Here is a 25,659-nt window from a genome sequence, read left to right on the forward strand (position 1 = left end):
CGGGGAGCCGACTTCGCGACAAGGAGCCGATCGCTCGACAACCAGCCGACCGCACGTACCCGTCACTCCACGGCGTACGCCCGGATCACCGTCTCCTCGAGCCGCGAGCCGGCGTCGTCCCACGCCTTCGCGCGCAGCGACACGTGCTCGGTGCCGTCCGGCACGGTGACCCGCACGTCGAACCGGCCCTCACCGCGCTCCCGGACCGGTGCCCGCCGCCATGTGTCGCCGTCGTCCGCGGACCACCACAGCCTCAGACCCTGGACGCGGCCGCCGTCCGACCGCTCCTGGTGGCCGACCGAGACCCGCAGCACCTCGGTCTCCTCACCACGGTTGTGCGCGTCGAGCCGTGCGCCGTAGTCGAGTTGCAGGAGCGGGAGCGCGGTCGTCTCCTCCACGGCTCCCGAACGGAACCTCCAGTCGGCGTGGACCTCGGTCGACAAGGGCCACCACTCGGCGTCGCGCGTCAGGTCGAGGCGCAGCCGGTAGCCCGCCTCGGCGTCCGGCACCTCGGCGAAGACGGCCGGGTAGAACTCGCCCTCGTCCAGCAGCTCGCCGTCGCGCCACAGCCGCACGCGGTTGGTGGTGAACTCGTCGAGCGGATCCTGCGTGGAGTGGCCGGCGTCGTCCACCCACGGCGGCAGGCTCGCGCTCAGGAACCCGTCGGCGCGGCGGTGCACCGACGTGGCGTCGTCGTTCGCCGGGTCGACGTAGAACCCGGCGTGGTGCACCTGCGCGAGCAGCGTCTCCCTGGCCCGCTCGCCCGGCTCGTAGCGCCGGTCCGCCGAGAGCAGTTGGGGCGCCCTGCCGTGCTCCCACGACGCCGGCGACACGCCGTGCGTCCACGAGACCGCCGGGTCGGTCGACAGGTACTGCGTGACCGTCGCGGGGGCGTCCACGGTCCACGACGTCTCCCACCGCCCGGTGTTCCGGACGCCCGCGTACGTGAACGACTCCACACGCTGCCCCTCGTGGCTCGCCCTGTGGTCGAGCCGCACGGTCGCCGTCGTCCGCCGTCCGGCGAACTCGGTGAGGTCGTCCGGGACCGCGCCGTCGTGGACGTGCATCATGTCGTAGCGGTACGACGGCGAGTCGTCCGGGGCGCGCAGGTGACTCTCGGTGAGCAGGCGGAACTCGCCCTGGTCCACGTGATCCGTGGGCAGCGCGTACAGGTCCTGGCCCGCCGTCACGGAGCTCCCGTCCTGCGCCCACGATCCTCCGGCCACCTCGCGCGCGAGGGTGAGGCCCGCCGACTCCCGTTCCGCCGGCCGGTGGGTGCGCACCTCGACCGGCACGGCGTCGCGCGCGTCGAGCGTGACCGTGACGTCACGGTCGACGGCGATCTCGGGCGCGGACACCGCCGTCACGGAGCCGGGGCCCGTGCCGGCCGTGTCGGTGACGAAGCCGCCCACGTAGTAGGTGCCGACGGGCACGCGGTACTCCAGCACGCCGTCGTCGGGGAAGGCCGGGAACTCGAAGAAGTCGTCCGAGTTCTCCAGCCGCATGATCGTCACCCAGTCGTCCGCGCCCGCCGGGGCGCCGTCGCGTCCCGTCGCCTCGACGCGCAGCCGGTACGACTCCGGCTCGTCGGACAGGCCGACGACCGTGCGCAGGGAGCGCCCGTCCGCGTCGGTGGCCGTGACCTCGCCGCCGAACAGTCCGCCGGCCGTGAGGCCCGCGTCGATCGTGACGTCCACCGTGGCGGAGCCGCCGGCCGGGACCGTGAGCCGCTCGGCGCTCAGCGTGAGGAGGCCGCCGGGGACGTCGCCGCCGTCGTCGGAGCGGAGCGTGGCGGACAGGTCGAGCGTCGTGTCCGCGGCGCCCGGGTTGGTGTACGTGAGGGTGCGCGTCTCGGGCCGCTGCGGCCAGGTGAGCAGGCCGAGCGACAGCGACGCGGGCTCCACCGTGACCGGCTGCTCCAGCGCGCCCGGGATCCAGAGTCGCCCCGCGCCCTCCTGCCACGTGTTCGGCGGCGTGTCCTCGGCGGCGGTCATCAACACGGACTTGAGCAGCCGCGCCGACAGATCCGGGCGCTGCTGCGCCAGGATCGCGGCCGCCCCCGCGACGTGCGGGGTCGCCATCGAGGTGCCGCTGAGCGCGGTGTGCAGGTCGTCGACCGGGTCGCCCAGCGACGTGCCCGCGGCGCGTGCGGCGACGATCCCGTCCCCGGGCGCGGCGATGTCCGGCTTGAGGGCGTGGTCGCCGAACCGGGGGCCGGCGCTGGAGAACCAGGCCTGCTCGTCGGCGTCGTCCACGGCCGCGACGGTCAGCGCGCTGGTCGCGGTGCCCGGCGGGGTGATCGTGTGCCGGCCCGGGCCGTCGTTGCCCGCGGCGGCGACCACGAGCATGTCGTACCGCTCGGTCGCGGCGTCCACGGCGAGCGACGCCGGGTCGGTGCCGTCGGTGTAGTACCACGGCTGGCCGAGGCTCATGTTCGCGATGTCGGCGTCCTGTGTGCCCGCCCACTCCAGCGCGTCGATCGACCAGGAGACCAGGCCGTCGCCGTTGTCGTCGAGCACCTTGGCGTTCAGGAGGTCCGCGTCCGGCGCGATCCCCCGGTGGGCGCCGTCGGAGGCGGCGCCGCTCCCCGCGAGGATCGACGCGACATGCGTGCCGTGCCCGTGGCCGTCGGTGGGGTCGGGGCCGTCGGGGTCGTCGGTGAAGTCGCGTTCCCCGACGACGGCGCCGGCAAGGTCCGGGTGGGTCGTGTCGATCCCGCTGTCCAGGACCGCGACCGTGACGCCCTCGCCCGTGTACCCGGCGTCCCATGCCTGGGGCGCGCCGACCTGCGGCGCGCTGTCGGCGTCGGCGGCCTCGACGGGCATGTCCAGCCAGACCTTCGGGGCCGTTCGGGGCGCGCTCCGGCGCTCCCGGGCGGGGTCGGCGAGCGCCTTCAGCAGCGACCTCGTCCCCGAGGCGGTCGTGTCGGAGGGCGGGCCGCCCGGCGTCGTCGCGCCCGAGGCCGGCCCGCGTGGCGCGGTGTCCGTTGCCGACCCGCTCGTCACGGCGTCCGACGCCGCGCCGCCCGAGGCCGTGTCCGATGCCGAGGTGCGCGATGCCGAGGTGTCCGGCGCCGCGGTGTCCGATGCCGACGTGCCCGACGTCGGCGAAGGGGTGCCCTTCGATCCGTGCGCGGGAGCCAGGCTGCCGGCCGTGGCGCCGATCGACTCAAGCACGCGCGCGGCCGGCGCGCCCGGCAGGTTCGCCCCGCCGCGCACGATGACCGGGATGGCGGTGCCGGGCGCCGCGCCCTGCCCGCCTCCGGCCTGATCGGCTCCCGTCTGACCTCGGCCCGTGCCGGTACCCGGGCCGTCCGGGTCCTGGACGGCGGCGAGCGCCACGACGTCGAACAGCGACGGGTCGAGCCGGGCCGGGACCAGCGTGGCGACGTCGGACGGGACGACGAGCGTGGTGCCGTCCGCCGCGGTCCGGCGGAAAGAGACGGGCTCGCCGCCGGGCCGCGGCGCCGCGTCGATCCGGACCACAGACCCGCCCGCGGGATGGTCCTCGTCCGGGAGGAAGGAGACGCGGTCGCCCGTGAGGAGCGTGACGACAACCCGTCCGGTCGCGGCGGCCGGGGCGGCGACCCCATCTCCTCCGGTGGCGCCGCCCGGCGGAGCCGGGGCTCTGTCGGGCGCGGCGACGGCGGCGGGTATCGCTCCCACGACCAGCGCGGCGACGGCCGCTGTGACTCGTAGCGAAATTCTGCGCATGGTGACCTCTCCGACGGTTCGCGGCGCTGCGGCGCGCCGCTCCTTCACGAGGAGGTGACGCCGGGGCAGGGCGGATCGTTGCATCGCGCCGCGCAGGACATACGCGGGAGATGCATGGCCGCGCGGGAGATCACGGATCGGACAAGGGCGGCATTTCGTGGTGCGGTGTCGGTGTCTCGTGGAACACTCGACGCATGCTCGAACTCGCCACCGGTAGCGGCCTCGCCATGGCCGCTGGGGTCAACGCCTGGATCCCGCTGCTCCTGCTCGGCATCCTGTCCCGCTTCAGCGACCTGCTCTCGCTGCCGTCCGGCTGGACGTGGCTGGAGAACCCGTGGGTGATGGCCATCCTCGCGGTGCTCCTGGTGCTGGAGATGACGGCGGACAAGATCCCGGCGCTGGACTCGGTCAACGACGTCGTCCAGACGGTGGTCCGGCCCACCGCGGGCGGCATCGCTTTCGGGGCCGGAGCGGCGTCCGAGACGGTCACGGTGCAGGATCCCGAGGCGTTCGTGGCGGGCGGTGAGTGGGTCACGGTGGTGATCGGGATCGTGCTGGCGCTCGTGGTGCACGCGGCCAAGGCGGGCGGCCGGGTCATCACCAACACGGTGAGCGGCGGGACGGCCGCCCCCGTGGTGAGCACCGTGGAGGACGTGGCGGCGGTCGGCATCTCGTTCCTCGGCATCACGCTGCCGTTCCTGATGATTCCCGTGCTGATCCTGTTCGCGATCGGGTTGTGGATGATCGTGCGCGGCGTGCGCAGGCACCGGCGGATGAAGCAGATCGACGAGGCGTACGGGACGGCGTAGACAGCGCGCGCCGCACTCGTGCGGCAGGGTCCTGAACCGTCGGACTCCACGCCGGGGATTGCAGCTCGACGCTGACCACGCCGACTGGCGGCCACATGGCCGGATGGCCTCGCGGGTCTGAGAAACTGGGATCTCACCTCCCCGAGATCAAGGACACCCATGGCTCGCACCCGCTCGTCCGCTGTCACCCGCGCCGTCCGGCGTGCGGGGGCACGGCTCGTCTGGCTCTTCACCGGCTACCGCTTCGCTCCCAGCAAGGCGCCGGACGAGCCGACCATCTTCGTCGGGGCGCCGCACACCTCCAACACGGACTTCTTCCTCATGCTCGCGATCGCGTGGGAGCTGGACGTGCGCATCAAGTTCCTCATCAAGGACTCGTGGCTGCGCGGTCCGTTCTCCGGGCTGATCCGTGCACTCGGCGGCGTCGCGGTGGACCGGGGCGATCCGGCCGGCCTGGTCGACCAGTTGCTCGGGGGTATGCGTGCCGGCACGGTCTCCCACCTGGTCGTCACCCCGGAGGGAACGCGCGGCGGCGGCTCGGGCTACTGGAAGTCGGGCTTCTACCGGATCGCGCAGGCGGCCGGGATGCCGGTGACGCTGGGCTACGTCGACGGCGACCGGCGTGTCGCCGGGCTGGGCCCGTCGCTCCGGATGACCGGCGACGTGCGCGCGGACATGGACCGCATCCGCGCCTTCTACGCCGACAAGTCGGGCGTCCGCCCGGAGAACCGCGTCGAACCCCGCCTCCGAGCAGAGGACCCCCCGGGCGAACACCCTGCGGCCGCAGCCTGACCCCGCCCCTCCGCCCCGACCTGGCGATGCGGTCGGTCGTTTGTCGTGTGGTCGTTCGGTTGTCGGGTGATCGGTCCCCCGAGCGACCGATCATCCGACAACGGACCGATCGTCCGACAGGGAACCGACCACGCGGCATCGGACTGCCGGTCCTTCGAGTGGCTGGTCCGGATCGGCCGGTCCGGTCGGCGTCGGCCAGCGTTGGTACGCCTGACTCGACATCGGGCCGCTCGGCAGTAGGCTGCCGTTTCGTGAGATTGCGGATCGCCAGAGTCGCCGATGCCGGTGCCGTCGCGCGGGTGCATCACACCACCTGGGTCACCGCGTACGGCGAACTGCTTCCCGCCGAGTTCTGGGAGACCCATACCCTCGCGGAGCGCACCAGGGGCTGGCAGCGATCCCTGATGCGTGGACTCGCGCCGACCCTGGCGGAGGTCGACGGCAAGGCGGTCGGCTTCGCGCACGCGTCGCGGGCCCGCGCGCAGCACCGCGTCGAGCCGGTGCGCGAGACGCAGCTCTGGATGCTCTACGTCCTGGACGACCATCACGGCACGGGCGTGGGCCAGGCGCTGCTGGACGCCGTCGTCCCGCCCGGTACGCCGTGCCAGCTCTGGGTCGCCGAGGACAACCCCCGGGCGAGGCGCTTCTACGAACGCAACGGCTTCACCGTGGAGGGCGCGCGCATCACCGACGACAGCTTCGCGAACATCACCGAGCTACGTATGGTGCGCTGACCGACCGCATGGCACCCGGCCGACCGCATCTACTTCTCCAGCCTGCGCGCCTCTTCCTCGGTCTGCGCGGCGCCGTCCTCGTCGCCGTTGCTCCGCAGCATCCCGGCGAGCGAACGCAGGGACAGGGCGTCGTCCGACTTGGCCAGGCCCGCGCCGCGCGCGCTGCGCCACAGGCCCATGGCCTGCTGCGCGACGTCGAGCGCCTTGCCGCGTTCCTGCTCGCCGACGAGGTTCGAGCTGAGGTCGGTGAGTGCGCGTTCCATCGCCTCGCGCTGCTTGGCCGGGTCGTCGTCGAGGCTCTTGAAGACCTGGACGGCGTCCGACACGAGGGCCGACGTCCCCTTCGTCTCCTTGTCGCGCCCGCGCTCCGTCATCGCGCTGCCGAACGAGAGGAGAGCGACCGCGAATCGGGAGATCGTGCTGCCCTGATCACCGGGAATCTTCTCGGCACCGCGCTCGACGAGGGCGTGCAGCGCCTCGGCGGCCTTCTCCTCGAGCCCGCCCCCACGCCGCTCACCGGCGTCGGCCGGCGCGGCACCGACAGAGTCGGCACCCGCAGGATCGGCACCGGTCGCCGAGGCCGCCCCGCTACCGACTGGCTCGGCGTCGGCCCCCTCGGCACCGGACTCCGCCGGGGCGGACGTCTCCTCGGCGCCGGACGTCACCGGCGCCACGACATCCTCCGCGACCTGCTCCGCGGCCTCCACGACGTTCTGCTCCGCACCGGGCTCGCGCACCGTCTGACTCCCATCGCTCATGATGGAAGTGAAGCTACCAGAACCGGGCAAACGCCCGAGGTCCCGAGATGTCGCCGAAGTCGGGCCACGTGGCAACCATTCACGCGGCGACCGTTCACGTGCCGACCGTTCCCGCGGCGACTACTTCCGTCCCCCCGGCTGCTCCCCGGGGTCCACGATGATCTTCGCGCCGTTGCCCGGGGGCGGCGTCGTCCCGGGCGAGGCCCCGTTCGGCTTCCCTGCACCCTTCGCCGCGTCCGCCGCGCCCTTGGCGGCGCCACCGGCCGCCTTCGCGACGCGCGCGGCGCGGAACGCCTTGACGGCCTTGTAGAGCGTGTACCCGGCGACGACGACGGCGACCGCGTCGTCCGACAGGCCGAGGATCGGGATGGCGTCGGGGATCAGATCGATCGGGCTCGCAATCGTGCCGATCGACGCCACGAGCGCGATGATCTGCTTCCAGTTCATGCGTTCGAACGTAACGGAATTCTCGAAGACTCGCCAGACTTGTCCCCAAAGACCGTGATGCCGGAGGGCCATCCGAGCCGCGCCGACCACACCGTCGCACGACGCACGCTCCCACCCACCGGAGCACCCGGAACGCCGCCGTCCCGCCGGTGGGAGAAGGTCCGGTGGGAGGAGGCCCTCAGACCCGGACGGGCTCCTCGGGAACGAGGCGGCTCGTGTACCCGGCGGCGACGAGCCGGTCGAACGCGCCCTGCACCTCGCCGGGGACCTCCTGGTCCGCCGCGATGAAGCCGCGCTCCGCGTACACGGTCAGGCGCTGCGTGTCTCCGACGAGCATGTCGATCACGCGGTCGACGTCGCCGATGCTCGACACGTACTCGTCGAGCGGCAGCGGCGGGGAGACGCAGTACGCCTCCACCTCCGGCCACACGACCTGGCACGTCGCGAAGACGCGCCGCTGGTGGTACGGCTTCGTGACGAACATGACCGACCGGGCGTCGATCGAGTGCTCGCTGAGGACCTTGCGGCTGTACTCGACGTTCTCGGCGGTGTTCCGGGCGAGCGGCTCGATCAGGACGGCGTCGTCCGGGACGCCCTGCGCGATCGCCCTCTCGCGGTACCCCACGGCCTCGCCGTGCGGGAACGCCTCGAGCGTGGTGGTCGCGTTCGCGCCCGTGAAGACGATCCGGGGGAAGTACCCCTGGTGGTAGAGCTCGGCGGTGTAGTCGGCGACTCCGGTGTCGTGTCCGCCGAGGCCGATGCAGACATCGACCTCATGAGGATCCTGCCGCAGGTCGTGAAAATCCCACAGCGTCTCGACGTCCTCCCGCACCCCCGCGGGGATCCTGACGTTCGGCATATCCGGACCATACGTCCCAGAGCGTCGTACGGCACGAGCGGGCATCTCGCCCCCTCCCGTCGGCCCCCGATGACGGGTCAGTTCGTTCATGTCGCCACGCGCTTCCGGTCGATTACCAGCGGCATGCGGAGACAACGTAGCGGAAGATTCACCCATTTCACGACTCCGCGTCAGTGATGCCGGAGCGGCGGAATCACTGGGATCATGGTGCGGCGCACGCGCGGGACTCGCATCCCACGTCGCCCGATTCCAGCTCCTACCTGCATGCCCTCGTCTCCTCGGGTGCCGCGTCGATGTCGAACCCGGCGGCTTCGACCACGCGCTGCAGCAGCGCGAAGGTGGGCTCGAACTTGCCCGACTCGATCCGGCTGACCGTGGACCGCGAGACACCGGCCAGCTCGGCCAGCACGCTCATGCTCAGATCCCGCTCCCTGCGGACTCGGGCGACGATCTCGGCTGCTGTGCTCACGGTTCCTCCGCGCTGTGGTGCTGGCTGGACGCACGACAAGGTCCGCCGGTCGGTACGTCGCCGGCAGACCCTGTCCTGCGTCGAGCCTATTCATCTAGTTTTCCATTGTCACGCCCAACGGCCCGGCGAGCGGCGAAAGGTTGCGCGTCGTATCACCGTCGGGTATTGGCCCGTCATATGCCGGTCAGCGAAACCCAGTACTCTCTGCGCTCATGAGCACCGTCTCGACAGCGCGCACCGCGCGACGCCTCGCCGGCGAGCATCCCGCGTGGATGCTGCTGCGCTCGGCGCACGCCGCGGCCGCGGTCACGCTGCTCGGGCGGCACCTCGCCGGCGGCACGCGCCGCCTGCCCGAGACGGAGCTCGTGGAACGGCTCGAGGACGACATCGCCGAACTACGGCGCCAGGGATTCACGCTTCCCCACTCGGCCGGACCGCAGGTGTCCGAGTGGTTGCGCGACGGCGTCCTCGTGCGCCGCCCCACCGTACGGGCGGACGGCGGGACGGGACCCGAGCAGCTCGAGCTGTCCGACGGCGCGCTCGCCGCGATCACGTTCGTCGCCGGCCTCACCGACCCGCATCCGGTGGCCACGCCGACCCGGCTGTCGATCGTCCTGAAGACCGTGCGCGACGTCGCCGACGCCGTCGAGCCGGACCCCGAGTCCCGGCTCGCCGCGCTGCGGGCGGAGCGGGCGAGGCTCGACGCCGAGATCGACCGCGTCCGGCGGGGCGCCGCGGCGCCCCTGGACCCCGCGGGCGTGGCCGAGCGCGTCCGCGAGGTCCTCGCCCTCGCGGACGGCGTCCCGGCCGACCTGCTGCGCGTCCGCGCGGCGCTGACGTCGACCGACGCCGAACTGCGCCGCGGCCTCACGGAATCCGGCCCCGCCCGGGACGCGTTCGTCGACGACGTGTTCCGCGGCGTCGACCACCTCGCGGAGACGCCGGCCGGGCGGAACCTCACGGAGTTCCGCGCGGTGCTCGATGCGGGCGAGCACGACGCCACCGCACACGTCACCCGCCTGCTGCAGGCCCCGGGCGCCGCGGCGGAGCTCACCCCGGCCGAGGTGGCCGCCCTCCGCCGGCTCGTGGCGGACCTGCGCTCGGCCACGGATGACGCCACCGGCACGCTGACCGCGCTGCGCCGCGCGCTCCAGCGCGCGGCGCGTTCCGGAGACCTCCCCCAGGAACAGGCGCTGGCCGGATTGCTGCGCGAGGCCGAGGCCACCGCCCTGGAGCTCGCCGACGAGGTGCCGCCGCACGCCCCGACCCGCCTGACCCTGAAGCTCGGGGCCGTCGCACCGGCGTCCCCGGCGGGCATCCGCCCGCACGATCCCGCCGACGACCGCCCGGCGCCGCTGGTGCGGCCCCGGGCCGCGACCACCGACGCCCCCACGGACCTCGCCGCGCTCCGCGCGCTCGCCCGGTCCGCCGAGATCGACGAGGACGAGCTGCGCGGCAACGTGAACGACGTCGTGGCACGCCGGGGCGGTGCCACCGTCGGCGAGGTGCTGCGGGCACATCCCGCGACACAGGGCCTGGCGAGCGTCGTCGGACTGCTGTCCCTCGCCGAGCGGCACGGGCGCCGCGACGGCGGCACCGAGGACATCACCTGGTCGGGAGCCCGGGGCAGCCTGCGTCGCGCCCGAGTACCACGCCATCGCTTCGAGGAGCCCGTCCCGTGACCGGACCCATGGAACATCTCAGCAACTCCCGTCCGGGCGGCAGCGGGCCGGCGCGTGTCGTCCGGCCGGGGCGGCCCGACGACACCGGGCAGCACGCCACCGCGCCCGTGAACGCGCCGGGCGTCCCGCCGTCGTCGGGCATCGGCACCGGCACGGACGAGCCCACGGCCCGGCTCTGGCAGGGCGATCCGGGGACGCTCCCCGCGGCCGCACGGCGGGCGCTGGCGGCCCTGGTCCGCGGCCCGTACCTGTCCGCCGCCGACGACGACGAGACCTGGCGCGACCTGCTCACCCACCTCGACACGGTGCACGCGCGGCTCGCCGACATGTACCTGGACGTGGTGGTGGACCACGACGAGCAGATCGCGTTCGTGCGCGACGCCGCGTCCGCGCCCGACGCGCCGCCCGTGGTCCGCGAGGTCCCCCTGGCGTTCCTCGACACGGTGCTCCTGCTGCACCTGCGCACCCGGTTGCTGGAGTCTCCCGGTCAGGACGTGGTGGTCGACCTCGACGACGTCGTCGACCACCTGCACGCGTTCCGGCGCCGCGGCGGCACCGGCACCACCGGCTACGGCACCGGGTTCGACGTCGGGATCGCGGCGGGGTGGGACCGGCTCGTCGACACGGGCATCCTGCGCCCCGCGGGGCCGGGGCGCCGCTGCGTGGTGTCGCCGGTCCTGCGTACCCTCTTCGGGGCCGACGAGATCCAAGCCGTCCAGGCCGAGTACGCACGTCTGAGCAGGGAAGGGCTGTGAGCATGCAGAGCGGCACGCGACCCGGCCAGTGGCGCCTCGCCCGCGTCGAGGTGGTCAACTGGGGCACGTTCACGGGTCACCACCGTGTCGACATCGCGCGGAAGGGCTTCCTGCTCACCGGGCACTCCGGCTCCGGCAAGTCCTCCCTGGTCGACGCCGTGGCGGCCGTCCTCACTCCGCCGTCGGAGCTCCGGTTCAACGCGGCGGCGGCCGCGGCCGTGGCGGGCGGGCGCGAGGACCGGTCCGTGACGAGCTACGTGCGGGGTGCGTGGCGGCACCGGACCGACGGCGCCACGGGCGAGGCCGTCGCCGAGACGCTGCGGCCGGCCACGACGTGGAGCGGCGTCCTGCTGCGCTACGAGGACGGCACGGGGCAGGTCGCGACGCTCGTGCGCCTGATGCTCCTGCGCCGCGGCGCGGCGCAGTCCGCGGACCTGTACGTGTACCAGCCCGGCGAGGCCGACCTCCTCGACCTGGAGCCCTTCGTGCGCACCGGGCTCGACGCCCCGGGCCTGCGCGCGCACCTGCCCGAGGCCACCGTGTCGGACCGGCACGCCGGGTTCGCGGCGGCGTTCAGCGAGCGCCTCGGCGTCGGCGACCCGAGCGCGCTGGTGCTGCTGCACCGCACGCAGTCGGCCAAGAACCTGGGCAGCCTGGACGACCTGTTCCGCGACTACATGCTCGACGAGCCGATCACGTTCGGCCTGGCCGAGGCCGCGGCGCAGCAGTTCGCCGAGGTGTCGCGGGCCCACGCGCGGATCGCGGACGCGCGGCGGCAGCTGGAGATGCTGGACCGGCTGGCCCCGTTGTGCCGCCGGTTCGACGAGGGCGCCCGGTCGGCGGTCCAGGCGGCGACGCTGCACGGCTCCCTCGAGCCGTACCGGGACGCGATCAAGCTGGAGCTCGCCTCGGCGGCGCTCGGCGACGCGCAGCGATACGAGGACGCGGCGGCGCACGATCGCGACGTGGCGGACGACGAGGTGGAGCAGGCCGCGAGCGCGCACCGGCAGGCGGTGAGCGTGCTGCAGGTGCGTGGCGGTCAGGCGATGGCGACGCAGGGCGACCGGTTGCAGCGAGCGGGCGAGATCGCGGCGCTGACCCGGAGGCGGCGCGCGGAGCTGGCGGCGGATCTGGAGTCGGTGGGGCTGTCGGCGCCGGAGTCGTTCGGGGAGTTCTCCGCGCTGCGGGAGCTGGCGCGGTCGGAGCTGGCGGGGAGCGAGGGCGCCGAGGCCGGCCCCGTGACCGGGTCCATGCCGGTGCTCACGGGCGCGGCGGCGCAGATGCGCCAGGCGCACGAGGCGCGGGCGGCGGTCGCCGCGGAGCACGCCGCGATCTCGGCGCAGGTGCAGGCGCTGCGGACGTCGGGGAGCAATCTTCCGGCCGATCTGCTGGCAGCGCGGCGTGCGGTGTGCGACGCGACGGGGATCAGCGAGTCAGCGCTGCGGTTCGCGGCGGAGCTGCTCCGGGTGCGTCCGGGTGAGGAGCGCTGGACGGGGGCGATCGAGCGCGTGCTGCGCCCGCTGGCGACGACGCTGCTGGTGCCGTCGGCACACCGGGACGCGGTGCGGGACGCCGTGGACGCGGCGGATCTCGGCACGCGTCTGGAGTACCGGGTCGTGGGGGTGCGCCAGGACGCGCCCCGTGCGGCGTCGGGCCCGGACTCGCTGATCCACAAGGTGGAGGTGGCGGACGGTCCGGCGTCGGGCTGGCTGCAGCGGCACCTGTCGGACTACGACTACCTGTGCGTGGAGGACGCCGCGGGCCTGGACGAGGCCGAGCGCGCCGTGACGCTGGCGGGTCAGGTCAAGCACGCGAGTGATCACGTGGTCAAGGACGACGCCGCGGCGGATCCGGCGACGTGGGTCCTGGGCGCGGACGTCACGGACAAGCTCGATCATCTGCTCGGCAAGGCGCGCGAGGTGCAGGCGCGGCTGACCGCGGCGGAGGACGCGGTCGCCGCGGCGACGGCCGCCGAGCGGGAACGGCTGCGGCGCGCCTTCGCGCTGCGGCAGGTGCAGCGTCGGGAGTGGCACGACGTCGACATCGAGTCGGCCGAGCAGGATCTGGCCGAGGCGCAGCGCACGTTCGACTCGCTGCTGAGCGGGACTCAGGATCTCGCGGCGGCGGAGCACGACGTGACGGGGGCCGAGCGGCGGCTGGTGGCCGCGCGTACCGCGGCGTCCGTGGCGGCGGACGTCCTGGCCGAGGCGCGGGCTGCGCGGCGGGCCATCGAGCGGGTGGTGGACGAGCTGCGCGGGACGGTGTCGGGGACGATCCCGGAGGAGCACCGAGCCGAGCTGGAGCGGCGCTACACCGAGGTGCGTCCGGTGGTCACGCACGACGTGGTCGACGAGGTGTCGCTGGTGGTGTCCCGTGCGCTCGACGCCGAGCGGGAGGCGGGGCTGCGCAGTTCGGGTGCGGCGGAGCGGGAGATCACGGAACTGCTGGGCGAGTTCCGGCGGAGCTGGCCCTCGCTCACGCGGGACATCGGGGCGTCCGTCGGTGACCGGGGGCACTATCTCGCGCTCGGCGAGGAGATCCGGACGCAGCGGCTGCCCGAGCTGGAGGACGAGCTCGAGCAGATGCTCACCGGCGGCGCGCAGCGGGCGCTGGACCGGCTGGCGGCCGAGATCCGGCAGGCGCCGTCGGTGATCCGGGAGCGGATCGTGCCGGTGAACGAGTCGCTGCGCCGGTCGGAGTACGCGCCGGGGCGGTTCCTGGAGATCCGGGTCAAGGAGCAGCAGCCCGCGGCGGTGCGCGAGTTCCTGGACGCGCTCGACGGGCTCGCGACGGACCGGGGCACCGCGATGCCGCGGCTGGAGCGGCTCATGCGGCGGCTGGCCTCGGCGGATCCGGCCGACCGGGCGTGGCGGGCGCTGTGCCTGGACACGCGGCGGCACGTGCGGTTCACGGGGGTCGAGCTGGACGGGGCGGGCCTGACGCTGGACGTGCATGAGTCGTCGGCCGGGCTGTCGGGTGGTCAGCGCCAGAAGCTCGTGGTGTTCTGCCTGGCCGCGGCCCTGCGCTACCGGCTGTCGACGCTGGGCGACGGGACGCCGGCCTACGGTTCGGTGATCCTGGACGAGGCGTTCGACAAGGCCGACACGGAGTTCACCCGAACCGCGATGGACACGTTCCGGGACTTCGGGTTCCATATGATCCTGGCCACGCCGCTCAAGCTGCTGCAGACGCTCGAGGAGTACGTCGGCGGCGTCGGGCTGGCGACGTGCACGGACGGCCGCGACTCCCGGATCGACGTGGTGACCCTGGACCCGTCCCCGGTGGTGGAGCGCACGTCCGCTGCCTAGAGATCCCGGGCATCCTTCAGGCCGCGTTCGTAGGCCTCGCGAGAGCCCTCGCGGAACAGGTCGTCGGCGCTGGGGCGCACGAGTGAGCGCGCGCCGGGGCCGTCGTCGTCGGACACGTACCGCGAGAGGCCGCGGACGACGGCGATCGCGCGGCCCGTCGCCTTGCCGCGGACGAGTTCCGTGGCGGAGGCGACCTCGTCGGCGACGGCGGTGACCGTGACGTTCAGGGGGCGGCCGTGGCTGTCGGTGCCGCCGCGCAGGTCGTCGGTGGGGGCGATGCCGGCGGCGCCTATCGCGATGTCGACGAGGGCGTCGCGCCACGGCCGGCCGGCGGTGTCGGTGACGACGACGCCCAGGCGCGCCAGCCCGAACCGGTCCCGCAGCGCGGCGCGGAGGCCTCGCGCGGAGGCGTCGGGGTCGCGCGGCAGGAGCAGGATCGTGCCGTCGGGCGTGTTCGACGCGTCCACCCCCGCGGCCGCCATCACCAGCCCGAGGCGGTTCTCCACGATGCGCAGCGGCGGGCCGTCGGGCCGCTCGCGCACCGCGACGACGCGGACGGTCTCGTCGGTGATCGCCTGCTCCCGGTCCGCGGCCGCGACGACCTGGCCCTCCGCCTTGGACACGATCTTCGAGGTCACGGCGACGACGTCGCCCTCGGCGGGCCGGTCGGCGGGGTCCTGCGCGGCCAGCAGGTCGCCGATCGCGACGCCGAGATCGGTGCCCGGGGTGATCTCGGGCAGCCCGTCGGGCGCCCACACGGTGAGGCGGTGCATGGTGGCATTCTCCCCTGGTGGGTGGGCAGGTGGGCGGCGGTCGTGGCCGGTCAGGGGGTGAGGTCCGGAAGGACCTGGGCCGCGTAGGCGTCGATCCAGGCGCGCGGGTCCGGGCCGGCGTCGTGCACGTAGATACGGTCGAAGCCCAGGTCGAGGAAGCCCTGCAGGTGCTTGCGGTGCGCCGCGAGGTCGTCGGAGACGAGCACGCGGCCGGCGAAGTCCTCGGGCCGGAGGAGCCGGGCCACGGCGGCGACGTCGTGCGGGGAACGCAGGTCGGAGCGGGGGAGCCGGGCCGCCCCGATCGGCGGGTTCGCCAGCAGGTTCTCCTCGGCCCGCGCGGCGTCCGGTGCCCAGGAGACCGGGACCTGCACCACCTTCGGCATGGCGTCCGGGTCCTTGCCGGCCTCCCGCGCGCCCGCCGCGAACCGGTCCAGCAGCACCTCGAGCCGTTCGGGCGGCGCCGCCATCGTGATCAGGCCGTCCGCCTGGCGCCCGGCGCGGCGCGCGGTCACCGGACCGCCCGTGGCGACGAGGACCTCAGGGGCCGTCTCCGGGGCCGTCCACAACCGTGTCGCCTCCAGCCGGAAGTACTGCCCGGCGAACCGGACGTCGCGCCCGGCCGGGGCCGCGAACAGCTTCTTGATCAGGTCGACGGCCTCGAACAGCCGCGCGATCCGGCCCGGCGCCTCGGGCCAGTAGTCGCCCGTGACGTGCTCGTCGACGGCGTCGCCGCTCGCCACGCCCAGCCAGTGGCGCCCGGGATTCATCGCGGCCAGCGTCGCCGAGGCCTGCGCGAGCACCGCGGGGTGCATCCGGTTCCCGGGCACGGCGACCGGGCCGAGGTCTCCGGTGGTCCGCTCCCCCAGCGCGCCGAGCACGTCCCACACGAAGGCCGCCTGCCCCTGCCGGGCCGTCCACGGCTGGAACCGGTCGGTCGCCATCACGCCGCCGAAGCCGCGCGCTTGCGCGTACACCGCCAGCTCCACCGCGTCGCGTGGATGCAGCGCCTCGAGCATCGCCGCCAGACCGATCGTCGCCACGAACCGACCCTATAGGGACCACGCGGGAGGGCCGTGCGGTCAGTCGCCGGTCGAGCGGTCGGTCCGTCGATGCGGTCGGCCGCACGTCGAGCGGTCGGTCAGATGTCAATGCGATCGGTCCCTCAGGCGGCCGACCGGATTGACATCGGGCCGACCGCTCGACGAGGGACCGACCACACCTACCCGCACCCGCCGTATGCCGACGCGTCAGGATCCGGCGCGGGACTCGGCGCGCTGACGGACCCACGCCGCGGCGTCGTCGGGGTCCGTCCCGGTCACCTCGCGGTAGATCCGTCTCGCGTCCCCCATCATGTTGTTGGCGATCAACTCGTCGATCTTGGCGAGGGTCTTCGCCGGGACGGCCGCGGCACCGGGCTCGGCTACGCCGAGATGGTCCAGCAGCAAATCGAACCGGCGTTCCAGCCTGCGGAGGCTTTTCGCCGAGGGCCCGAGGTTCCCGGTGACATTGATGACCAGGATGACGAAGAGGACGATCAGGATCAGAGTAAGGATGAACTCCATACCAGGACGTTAGCGGCGCTTCGCGACCGCCCGAGCACTTTCCGGCACTCGGTGGCGCCCGTCCGCTCGTTCCCGGACGGTGGGCGCGGGCATGGGGAGAGGTCCCCACCGCGCATACCGCTACGAGCCACGACAAAGAGGCGTTCGCGCTGGTAGCGTCCCGGGACTGAGGGCCGGAACAGCCAGGCGCGACGGCCGGCGGCCCTGGCCCGATGGCTGGTGAACGCGACCAAGGAGACGGATGCGGTCCATGTTCCACGTACGACGGACCGGCGCGGCGCTGCTCGCCGTCGGCGTGCTGTCCTCCTGCACGGCCGGGGCGGACGGCAACCCGCCGGAGCCTCCGCCCGCGCTCGACGCCGCGACGACGGAGTACACGGCGGCGTACGACGACGTCGTCGGCGCCCTCACCCGCGACATCCCCGAGGTGGAGTGGACCGCCAAGGACCGCTTCCCGCACGTCGCGGAACAGCCCGACGGCCGGTGCGTGCTCTTCCTCGCCGAGAGCCTGGGCGAGGGCGATCTGTACGAGCCGAGCGGCGGGCTCACCGAGCTGGCCGCCGTCCTCGATCCCGTCCTGGACGAGCACGGCTTCGACCCGGTGTCCGAGGTCGTCTACCCCGAGAGCGGCGGCGACGTGTACGTCACGGCCACCGACCCGGCCGGCTGGGAGCTCACGGTCGGGGCGTACCCGCCGATCGTCGGGCTCTCGGGCCCGGTCGAGACGGACCGCTGCGACGAGAGCGCCCTCGGCTGATCCCGAGACCGTTCGGGAGCAGGTCCGGGCCCGCTTGCCACGCAGCGCGGAGCAGGTGAGAGGTCCGATCCGGGCTGTGGATATCCGGGCGCCCTGTCGTGCGGAATCTGGGACACTTGACCCATGAGTACTCCGATCCCTGCCGGGCACACGGACCCGGCCACGACCATCACCAACGCCACGACAACACCCGCCGCTCAGGTAGCCGGTGCCGACGTCGTCCGCGCGGTGGTCAAGGGAGTACCTGATCGGGTGAGCGCGGACGGCCTGGAGGAGAAGTTCGACGCCCGCTGGAGCGGCGAGGGCACGTTCGCGTTCGACCGGAGCAAGACCCGCGAGCAGATCTACTCGATCGACACCCCGCCGCCCACCGCGTCCGGTTCGCTGCACGTGGGACACGTGTTCTCCTACACGCACACCGACCTGATCGCCCGGTACAAGCGCATGCGTGGGTACGAGGTCTTCTACCCGATGGGCTGGGACGACAACGGCCTGCCCACCGAGCGCCGCGTGCAGAACTACTACGGCGTGCGGTGCGACCCGTCGCTGCCCTACGTGGAGAACTTCGAGCCGCCGCACGAGGGTACGGACGGCAAGAACGTGAAGCCCGCCGATCAGGTGCCGGTCAGCCGCCGCAACTTCATCGAGCTGTGTGAGCGCCTCACCACGGAGGACGAGCAGAAGTTCGAGGAGCTGTGGCGCCGTCTCGGCCTGTCGGTGGACTGGTCGCAGACGTACCAGACGATCGGTGCGGACTCGATCGCGACCGCGCAGCGGGCGTTCGTGCGCAACCTCGCCCGCGGCGAGGCGTACCAGGCGGAGGCGCCGGGGCTGTGGGACGTGACGTTCCAGACGGCGGTCGCGCAGGCCGAACTGGAGGCGCGGGACTACCCCGGCCACTACCACAAGGTGGCGTTCGGGCGGCCCGACGGCGGGAAGGTGTTCATCGAGACGACGCGCCCCGAACTGATCCCGGCCGTGGTGGCGCTCATCGCCCACCCGGACGACGAGCGGTACCAGCACCTGTTCGGCACCACGGTGACCTCGCCGCTGTTCGGCGTGGAGGTCCCCGTGCTGGCGCACCACGCGGCGGAGCCGGACAAGGGTGCGGGCATCGCCATGTGCTGCACCTTCGGCGACCTCACGGACGTGCAGTGGTGGCGTGAGCTGCAGCTGCCGACCCGGTCGATCGTGCAGCGCGACGGGCGCATCACCCGGGAGGTCCCCGAGTGGATCGAGGGCGGTGCCGGTGAGGCGCTGTTCGGCGAGATCTCCGGCATGACGACCTTCAGCGCGCGCAAGGCGATCGTCGAGGCGCTGCGCTCCTCGGGGGACCTCGAGGGCGAGCCGGTGCCGACCCAGCGCAAGGCGAACTTCTTCGAGAAGGGCGACAAGCCGCTGGAGATCGTGACGTCGCGCCAGTGGTACATCCGCAACGGCGGCCGTGACAGCGAGCTGCGGGACGAGCTGCTGGCCCGGGGCAAGGAGCTCGACTTCCACCCGGACCACATGCGCGTGCGCTACGAGAACTGGGTGGGCGGGCTGAACGGCGACTGGCTGATCAGCCGGCAGCGGTTCTTCGGCGTGCCGATCCCGCTGTGGTACCCGGTGCTGCCCTCCGGCGAGGTGGACCACGCGAACCCGATCGTGCCCTCCGAGGACCGGCTCCCGGTGGACCCGACGTCGCAGGCGCCGGAGGGCTTCACGGAGGACCAGCGCGGCGAGCCCGGCGGGTTCGTGGGCGACGCCGACGTGATGGACACGTGGGCGACGTCGTCGCTGTCCCCGCAGATCGTGTCCGGCTGGGAGCGCGACGAGGACCTGTGGCAGCGGGTCTTCCCGATGGACCTGCGCCCGCAGGGCCAGGACATCATCCGCACCTGGCTGTTCTCCAGCGTGGTGCGCGCGCACCTGGAGAACGGCGCGCTGCCCTGGAGGAACGCGGCGATCAGCGGCTGGATCCTCGATCCGGACCGCAAGAAGATGTCGAAGTCCAAGGGCAACGTGGTCACGCCGATGGACCTGCTCGTGGAGCACGGCTCGGACGCGGTCCGCTACTGGGCGGCCTCCGCCCGTCTCGGCGCGGACGCCGCGTTCGAGGTGGGTCAGATGAAGATCGGCCGGCGCCTGGCGATCAAGGTCCTCAACGCGTCGAAGTTCGCGCTGTCGTTCGGGCTCGACCCCGAGTCCGGCGGGGGAGAGATCCTGCTGGACCCGGCGGCCGTGACCGTGGACCTCGACCGCGCGATGCTCGCGGGACTCGCGACCGTGGCCGAGCAGGCGACGGCAGCGTTCGAGGCCTACGACCACACGCGGGCGCTCGAGGTGACGGAGACGTTCTTCTGGACGTTCTGCGACGACTACCTGGAACTCGTCAAGGACCGGGCCTACGGGGACGGCGCGGGCAGCACGGCGGGGTCGGCCGAGACCCTCTCGGCGCGTACCGCGCTGGCGATCGCGCTCGACACGCAGCTCCGCCTGCTGGCGCCCTATCTTCCGTTCGCCACGGAGGAGGTGTGGTCCTGGTGGCGCGAGGGCTCCGTGCACCGCGCGGCATGGCCGACAGCGGAACCCCTGCGGGCCGGCGCCGCGGGCGTCGATGCCACGCACCTCACCGCGGCCGGCAACGCGCTGGCGGCGATCCGGAAGGTGAAGTCCGAGGCGAAGACGTCGATGCGCGCCCCGGTCCTCGCGGGCACCCTCGCGGTGCCCGCCGCGGACCTGCCGGCCGTTCAGCTGGCGATCGGCGACGTGCGGGCCGCGGGCCGGGTGACCGGCGGCCTGACGCTCGTCGAGACCGCAGAGGGCCAGGGCGACCCGAACGTCCAGGGCGGCATGGTGACGTCCGACGTCGAGCTCGGCGAGCCGGAGCCCCGCAAGAAGGGCTGAATCCGCGACGCGGAGACCCGTGGGTCTCGTGGGTGCCGACCGCCTCCGGCCGGATCCACGAGACCCGCGGCGGTCTGGCGCCGAGCCGAGATCGCGACACAGATGACCGTGCCGCCGACGATCGTGGTGTTGCCACACGGGCCGTCGTGACGGAACGCGGGCCGGTGCGGAACACGGGTCGGCGCAGAACGCGAGCCGGGGCGGCATGGAACGCGGAGCCGGTGCGAACGCTGGCAGGCGCAGAACGCGGACCGACGCGGAACGCGAGGCGGCGGATGTCAGTGTCCCGAGGCAGGATCGGGGTATCGGACCGACCCGGAGGACACCATGGCCGACGCACCCACCACCCGGACCTACCCTCATGGCGTGCCGAGCTGGATCGACCTGGAGACGCACGAGGTCGACGCGGCGCTCGCCTTCTACGGCGAGTTGTTGGGCTGGAGGTTCACCGAGAAGGTGCCGCCCGCGGCGCCGGGGCGCTACGTCGTCGCGTCCCGGGACGGCACGGACGCCACCTCGATCGCCGCGATCGCCACACCCGACCCGGGCTTCGACGGCGAGGTCATGTGGCACACGTACCTGGCCGTCGACGACATCACCGCCACGGCGGAGCGGGTCACCGCGCTGGGCGGCGTCGTGAGCTCCCCGCCGGAGCCCGTGGGGCCACCGGGCGGGCCGGCCGCCGGTCAGATGGCCCGGATCGCCGACCCGCAGGGCGCGCCCAGCCGCCTGTGGCAAGCGGGGACGCGACCCGGCGCCCAGGCCGTCAACGCGCCGGGGACCTGGAACTTCAGCAGCCTGCTCACCCCTGACGTGGACCAGGCGCTGCGGTTCTACGGGCCGCTGTTCGGGTGGGAGCGGAGCGACGACCTCGGCGCCGGGATGGCGCGCGTCCCGGGGTACGGGGACCACCTGGCCCGTACGGTGGACCCCGCCATCCACGAGCGCCAGGAGCACGTGCCGCCCGGCTTCGCCGACGTCGTCGCCGGGATCGCCCCCGCCGCCGGCCCGGCACGCTGGTCGGTGGCCTTCGCCGTGGCCGACCGCGATGAGTCGGCGGCGACGGCGGAGCGCGGCGGAGCAACCGTGCTGGCGACCGAGGACAGCGAGTGGACCAAGGAGGCCACGATCCGCGACCCGTTCGGCGCCGAGCTCGTCCTGTCCCAGTTCGCCCCGCCGGCGGAGTTCCTCGAGGCCGAGGCACAGGCAGGACAGGCCTGACCCCGTGCCGGCACGCCCGGCACCGCGGGCGGCGCGGCGTCGCGTCGCCCGGATCCGCCGAGCGCCCGTCCGTCGGCGGGAGATGTCGGACGTGCTCGCGCGGATGTCGTCGAGCAGTATTCCGCGGGCCGCAGGCGCACTCAGTCGTTCGCGCCGCTCGCCACCTCTTGGGCGTAGTGGGCGAGATCCGCCGCGACCCAGTCGCCCATGCGCCGCAGTTCGGTGCCCATGGACCCGGCGATGTGCGGCGTGAGGAACACGTTCGGCAGGTCGTACAGCGGCGACGTGGCCGGCAGCGGTTCCTCGGGGTCCGTGACGTCGAGAATCGCGTTGATCCGGCCGCTGACGAGTTCCTTCTCCAGCGCGGCCGCGTCCACGATCACGCCGCGGGCCGTGTTGATCAGCGTGGCGCCGTGGGGCATGAGCGCGAGGAACCCGGCATCGATCATGCCCACCGTCTCGGGCACGACCGGGGCGTGCAGCGAGACGACGTCGCTGCGGCGCGCCAGCTCGGCCAGCTCCACCTTCTCGACACCCAGCGACGCGGCGTCGTCGATCGTGAGGAACGGGTCGTAGACGAGGACCCGCAGGCTGGGGAACGGGCGCAGCAGGTCGATGACCAGCCGGCCGATGCGCGACGCGCTCACCAGGCCCACGGTGCGCCCGTAGTTGCCGGCCGTCGGGAACTCGTCCTCCCGGTCGATGAACGCGCGCCGCTCGCGGAGCAGGTCACGCGCCCGGAATGCCTCCTTGTTCGCCAGGAGGATCATCGCGAGCGTGAGCTCGGCGACAGGAATGGCGTTGGCCATGCCGACGTCCGACGCCGCGACGTCCCCCGGCCCGTCCGGGAACAGGTATCCGGCGCCGCCGCCCGCGTGGATGACCCGGCGCAGCCGCGGCGCATGACGCAGCACCGAGGCGGGCAGCGACGGTGCCCCCCAGCCGGTCAGCAGGACCTCGACCCGGGACAGCACCCGCCGTGCCTCGTCCGACTCGAACTCGGTGAGCACCTCACCGATCCGCCGGGCGGGGACATCGGCCAGGGCCTCGTACCCGGGGCCGAACAACCGCTCGGCCAACCGGTCGGATCCGACCGCCACTGCGTACTCGATCACGCTGCTCCTTCGATGGTGCCCCGGGGCCGGCGGATTCCCACGCCGGCGATCACCGGGAGGCTAGAGTGCCGCGGCGAAGCCCGTCAAGAGAATCGTGAAAGCGCATTCCGCTGCCGGACGGCCATCAGACCCCGCACTCGTCCGCACCCGCATGCGGACCCGGCCGAACCCCGCATGCGGACCCGGCCGAACCCGCACTCGGACCCGGCCGCACCACCTCGCTGTGGCGCGGCCGGGCTGTCCCGGGAGATCCCGTCAGTTGAGCTTGAGCTGTGAGCACGTCAGTTGAGCATCAGCACGACCGAGTCGCCCGCGTCGGCCGCGGCGGTGAAGAACCGGCCGAGGTCCTCGTAGGCGTCGGCCAGGGTGTCGAGCCGCTCCTCCGGCGGATGCTCCGTCGGGTCCGGGCAGCCGTCGCAGATGGCGGCGTCGTACAGCGGCGCCAGTTCCTCGAACGGCGTCCCCGTCAGGAACGCGGCGGCGGTGGCCACGTCGGCGGACGGCAGCAGGCGCGCCGTCCCGATCGCCCCCGGGACCCCCAGCGGTTTGCCTCCCTGGACGACGTCGACCGCGAGCCCCCCGTGCTCCCGCAGGAGGCCGTGCAGCCCGCCCCATGCGAGGCCGATGGTGAAGTACTGTGCTTCGCCGGGCGGAACGTCGCGCTCCACCCAGTCGTCAGCGAGCGCTTCGACGTGCGAAGCCGCCCAGTCGTCGTCGCCTGCGGCCCTGGCCGCATCGTCCGCGCCGAGCCGTGCGTACTCGCAGTGGACTCCGCTCAGCACCGTGGTGAAGCTCGGCCGGTTCCCCTCGTGATTCCCCATGGCCGGGCACGCTAGCGACTTGCGTCACACTGCGGGTCGGGCATATTGAACAGACCAACCGCAACGGCTCGGAACGCCGACAGCCTTCACAAAGACTTTACATCCGGGGCCGTTTGCGAAGCGGATTCACGGATCGCACACCGGACCAACCGGTCAGGGGGTGTGGGGAACCCGTAGGCCCCGCCGACTCCCCGACCGGTTGCCGACCGCGTGGCGACTCAGCCGCGAGTCCGCTCGCCGCGGAGCCGGACGTCGTCCCCCGACATCGCGCCGGCGAGCTCGTGCGGAGTGTGCTCGTCGTGCCAGCGCAGCGTCGCCGCCACGCCATCGACGAGGCCGCTCGCGCCGACGCCGACCGAGCCCTCGGGCGCGAACGTGAGCCCGGCGTCCTGGGCGATCGCCGCGCGTACCAGCGCCACCGCCGCCGGGAGCTCCTCGAGGCCTTCACGCACGCCCAGCGCCTCGAGGTCGGACCGGTCCGACGCGATGTGCACCGGCTCCGGCCCGATCCACAGCGTGCGTCCGTTCCCCTGGCCGTTGCCCGTCCCGTACTCCTCCGCCAGCACCAGCTCGGCCACCTGCGCCCGGCTGAGCACGGCGACGACGTCGTCCACCGACGAGACCGCGCCCTCGTCGCGGCCGAGACCCTGCCTCAGCTCGGCGAGGACACGCTCGCGCCGCCGTTCGCGGTAGCTGTCCAGCGCCTCGGCGACCCGCTCGGCGAACGCGCCACCGTTGGCGGCGCCGCCGCTCGCCGCCCCGCCGCCGAGCGTCGCCGGTCCGCCCCGGACACCGCCCGGGACCTCGACGCAGAGCTCCGCGGTCGGGAGGCCGACGCGCTCCCGCACGCCGGGCACCGTGCGCACGTCACCCGTGAGCACCACGAGTTCCGGGGCGGACTCCTCGACCCACCGGTCCACCTCGGTCGCGATCGCGGCCGCGTTCCGCCCCCACGAGTCCTCGGCGCGCGACTCGATCCGGGCACGCTTGACGGCCGGCGACCCCGGCTTGGCGATCTCGTCGTCCGGCGCGGTGTACTCCTCGTACCTCCGGCCGCCGACGCCGGTCCGCGTGAAGTCCGCGCCCTTCCGGTCCATCGCGACCACCAGCAGTTCCACCGACTCGTCCGCGGCGCGGACCGCCTGCAGCAGCTCGGGCACGTTCGACCACGAGGCCACGTCCGACGTCGGCGCCTCGTGCAGGACCCGGTCCACCAGCACGCCGGTGTCGTCGGCGATGACGACCCGCCCGTGCAGGCCCTGCTCCCACGTCGGGCGCCGGGCGGCCTCCTCCATGCTGTCCAGGACGTCGTCCGGGGCACCCTGCGCCGCGAGCGACCTCCGCGCCGCGCGCCACCGGTTCGCGACGTCGCGATCGGCGACGGCCTTGTCGGAGGGTGTCGCGTCGAGGTACACGGTGGCGAACGGTCCGGGGTGCCCGAGGAGCGGCTTGAGCCAGTCGATCTTCATTCCCGCCTCCTGGTACGAGGGTGTAGCTCAGAATCCCTCCAGCCTCCGTCGTATCGCTGGCGAGCGCCACCCCTGGACCAGGTTTTTCCTTGGGAATTTCGTGACGGGAGGCCGCCGGACCGACGTCGCCCACCGTCCCGTCAGAAAGCATCCCTTCAAGCGTACGTATCGAGTTCCGGCATCGTCTCGTCCGCGTGCTCGCGCGCGATCAGCTCGTGCCGCCGGATGACCTCGCTGACGATGAACTGCCGGAACTGCACAGCGAAGTCCGGGTCGAGTCCCGAGGCCTCGGCGATCTCCGTGAGGCGCTCGATCTGCTGGGCATCGCGCGCCGGGTCGGCCGGCGGCATGTTGCCGATCGCCTTGAGCTCGCCCACCTGACGGGTCAGCTTGAAACGTTCCGCCAGCAGGTGCACCAGGGCGGCGTCGATGTTGTCGATGCTTGCGCGCAGGCGCAGGATCTCCGAGGGCATCGACGAGGCAGCGGGGTCCGAGGTCATGGACACGAGGCTAACCCGGTGGAGGGCACCGAGCGCCCTCGTGCCGACCACCGGACGTCGCACGGTTCCGCCCCCAACACGCACGAGGCGGGCGAGGCAGGCGCGGGCCGTGCGCAACGCGGGCGCGGGCCGTGTCCGAGGCGCCCGCGTTGACAGGACGGCGAGTTCTGTCACGCGAAGTCGCGGGTATACAGTCTTCTCGCACTTCCGCACTGGAGCCCGGTGC

21 protein-coding genes are annotated in these 25,659 nt (G+C 73.2%); 9 read left to right on the plus strand and 12 right to left on the minus strand.

From position 1 onward, the window contains the following. Nucleotides 1-62: 62 nt before the first annotated feature. On the minus strand, nt 63-3,713 hold the full coding sequence (locus IIE03_RS11275; protein ID WP_192862855.1) for a S8 family peptidase: 3,651 nt from the start codon (nt 3,711-3,713) through the stop codon (nt 63-65). A gap of 194 nt (nt 3,714-3,907) precedes the next feature. Here IIE03_RS11275 and IIE03_RS11280 point away from each other — a divergent pair, with 194 nt between their 5' ends. The 3 genes from IIE03_RS11280 to IIE03_RS11290 all read left to right on the plus strand — a co-directional run bounded on the left by IIE03_RS11280 (nt 3,908) and on the right by IIE03_RS11290 (nt 6,048). Then, nucleotides 3,908-4,522, plus strand: coding sequence for a DUF4126 domain-containing protein (locus tag IIE03_RS11280; protein WP_192862856.1), 615 nt, complete (start codon nt 3,908-3,910; stop codon nt 4,520-4,522). Between the two features lie 159 nt (nt 4,523-4,681). After that, the gene (locus IIE03_RS11285) at nt 4,682-5,314 is read left to right on the plus strand and encodes a 1-acyl-sn-glycerol-3-phosphate acyltransferase (RefSeq protein ID WP_192862857.1); all 633 of its coding nucleotides are present in this window, start codon (nt 4,682-4,684) and stop codon (nt 5,312-5,314) included. 251 nt (nt 5,315-5,565) lie between these two features. After that, complete coding sequence (locus tag IIE03_RS11290; protein WP_318842930.1) at nt 5,566-6,048, plus strand: GNAT family N-acetyltransferase; 483 nt, start codon at nt 5,566-5,568, stop codon at nt 6,046-6,048. Nucleotides 6,049-6,077: 29 nt separating this feature from the next. Here the strand turns inward: IIE03_RS11290 and IIE03_RS11295 are convergent, their stop codons facing one another. The 4 genes from IIE03_RS11295 to IIE03_RS11310 form a co-directional block, all read right to left on the minus strand. Continuing rightward, nucleotides 6,078-6,806: a hypothetical protein gene (locus tag IIE03_RS11295; protein WP_192862859.1), complete on the minus strand. Its 729-nt coding sequence runs from the start codon at nt 6,804-6,806 to the stop codon at nt 6,078-6,080. A gap of 120 nt (nt 6,807-6,926) precedes the next feature. Beyond that, a complete protein-coding gene (locus IIE03_RS25820; RefSeq protein WP_225997605.1) occupies nt 6,927-7,253 on the minus strand; it encodes a YkvA family protein in 327 nt (108 codons plus the stop codon). Between the two features lie 178 nt (nt 7,254-7,431). Continuing rightward, nucleotides 7,432-8,112, minus strand: coding sequence for a YdcF family protein (locus IIE03_RS11305; RefSeq protein ID WP_192862860.1), 681 nt, complete (start codon nt 8,110-8,112; stop codon nt 7,432-7,434). 256 nt (nt 8,113-8,368) lie between these two features. Further along, on the minus strand, nt 8,369-8,581 hold the full coding sequence (locus IIE03_RS11310) for a helix-turn-helix transcriptional regulator (RefSeq protein ID WP_192862861.1): 213 nt from the start codon (nt 8,579-8,581) through the stop codon (nt 8,369-8,371). A gap of 212 nt (nt 8,582-8,793) precedes the next feature. Between IIE03_RS11310 and IIE03_RS11315 the strand changes: the two genes are divergently transcribed. Genes IIE03_RS11315 through IIE03_RS11325 form a run of 3 tightly spaced genes read left to right on the plus strand, consistent with a single transcriptional unit; the run spans nt 8,794 to nt 14,326 of the window. Then, nucleotides 8,794-10,263 carry a DUF3375 domain-containing protein gene (locus tag IIE03_RS11315; protein ID WP_192862862.1) on the plus strand — a complete coding sequence of 490 codons (1,470 nt, stop codon included), beginning with the start codon at nt 8,794-8,796 and terminating at the stop codon, nt 10,261-10,263. After that, a complete protein-coding gene (locus tag IIE03_RS11320) occupies nt 10,260-11,018 on the plus strand; it encodes a DUF4194 domain-containing protein (protein ID WP_192862863.1) in 759 nt (252 codons plus the stop codon). The genes IIE03_RS11315 and IIE03_RS11320 overlap by 4 nt, the downstream gene beginning before the upstream one ends. A gap of 2 nt (nt 11,019-11,020) precedes the next feature. Continuing rightward, on the plus strand, nt 11,021-14,326 hold the full coding sequence (locus IIE03_RS11325) for an ATP-binding protein (RefSeq protein ID WP_225997628.1): 3,306 nt from the start codon (nt 11,021-11,023) through the stop codon (nt 14,324-14,326). Here the strand turns inward: IIE03_RS11325 and cofE are convergent. The 3 genes from cofE to IIE03_RS11340 all read right to left on the minus strand — a co-directional run bounded on the left by cofE (nt 14,323) and on the right by IIE03_RS11340 (nt 16,661). Beyond that, nucleotides 14,323-15,099, minus strand: coding sequence for a coenzyme F420-0:L-glutamate ligase (gene cofE / locus IIE03_RS11330; RefSeq protein WP_192862865.1), 777 nt, complete (start codon nt 15,097-15,099; stop codon nt 14,323-14,325). The genes IIE03_RS11325 and cofE overlap by 4 nt on opposite strands. A 50-nt stretch (nt 15,100-15,149) precedes the next feature. Beyond that, on the minus strand, nt 15,150-16,139 hold the full coding sequence (locus tag IIE03_RS11335; RefSeq protein ID WP_318842931.1) for a TIGR03557 family F420-dependent LLM class oxidoreductase: 990 nt from the start codon (nt 16,137-16,139) through the stop codon (nt 15,150-15,152). A 207-nt stretch (nt 16,140-16,346) separates the two neighbouring features. Continuing rightward, nucleotides 16,347-16,661, minus strand: a complete 315-nt coding sequence (locus tag IIE03_RS11340) for a hypothetical protein (RefSeq protein ID WP_192862866.1) — start codon at nt 16,659-16,661, stop codon at nt 16,347-16,349. A 250-nt stretch (nt 16,662-16,911) separates the two neighbouring features. Here IIE03_RS11340 and IIE03_RS11345 point away from each other — a divergent pair, with 250 nt between their 5' ends. The 3 genes from IIE03_RS11345 (at nt 16,912) to IIE03_RS11355 (ending at nt 21,528) form a co-directional block, all read left to right on the plus strand. Then, nucleotides 16,912-17,418, plus strand: coding sequence for a hypothetical protein (locus IIE03_RS11345; RefSeq protein WP_192862867.1), 507 nt, complete (start codon nt 16,912-16,914; stop codon nt 17,416-17,418). A 123-nt stretch (nt 17,419-17,541) separates the two neighbouring features. Further along, the gene (gene valS / locus IIE03_RS11350; protein WP_192862868.1) at nt 17,542-20,307 is read left to right on the plus strand and encodes a valine--tRNA ligase; all 2,766 of its coding nucleotides are present in this window, start codon (nt 17,542-17,544) and stop codon (nt 20,305-20,307) included. 327 nt (nt 20,308-20,634) lie between these two features. Continuing rightward, entirely contained in the window at nt 20,635-21,528 is an 894-nt protein-coding gene (locus IIE03_RS11355) for a VOC family protein (RefSeq protein ID WP_192862869.1), read from the plus strand. A gap of 140 nt (nt 21,529-21,668) precedes the next feature. Here IIE03_RS11355 and IIE03_RS26725 read toward each other — a convergent pair whose 3' ends face one another. From IIE03_RS26725 to IIE03_RS11375, 4 genes are all read right to left on the minus strand, one after another. Further along, the gene (locus IIE03_RS26725) at nt 21,669-22,643 is read right to left on the minus strand and encodes a hydroxyacid dehydrogenase (RefSeq protein ID WP_192862870.1); all 975 of its coding nucleotides are present in this window, start codon (nt 22,641-22,643) and stop codon (nt 21,669-21,671) included. A 281-nt stretch (nt 22,644-22,924) separates the two neighbouring features. Next, entirely contained in the window at nt 22,925-23,464 is a 540-nt protein-coding gene (locus IIE03_RS11365; RefSeq protein ID WP_192862871.1) for a DUF1877 family protein, read from the minus strand. A gap of 218 nt (nt 23,465-23,682) precedes the next feature. Continuing rightward, nucleotides 23,683-24,933: a baeRF2 domain-containing protein gene (locus IIE03_RS11370; RefSeq protein ID WP_192862872.1), complete on the minus strand. Its 1,251-nt coding sequence runs from the start codon at nt 24,931-24,933 to the stop codon at nt 23,683-23,685. A gap of 155 nt (nt 24,934-25,088) precedes the next feature. Beyond that, the gene (locus IIE03_RS11375) at nt 25,089-25,433 is read right to left on the minus strand and encodes a chorismate mutase (RefSeq protein ID WP_192862873.1); all 345 of its coding nucleotides are present in this window, start codon (nt 25,431-25,433) and stop codon (nt 25,089-25,091) included. Nucleotides 25,434-25,659: the final 226 nt, after the last annotated feature.

The sequence above is a fragment of the Myceligenerans pegani genome (assembly GCF_014892515.1).
In the GTDB taxonomy this organism is placed as follows: domain Bacteria; phylum Actinomycetota; class Actinomycetes; order Actinomycetales; family Cellulomonadaceae; genus Myceligenerans; species Myceligenerans pegani.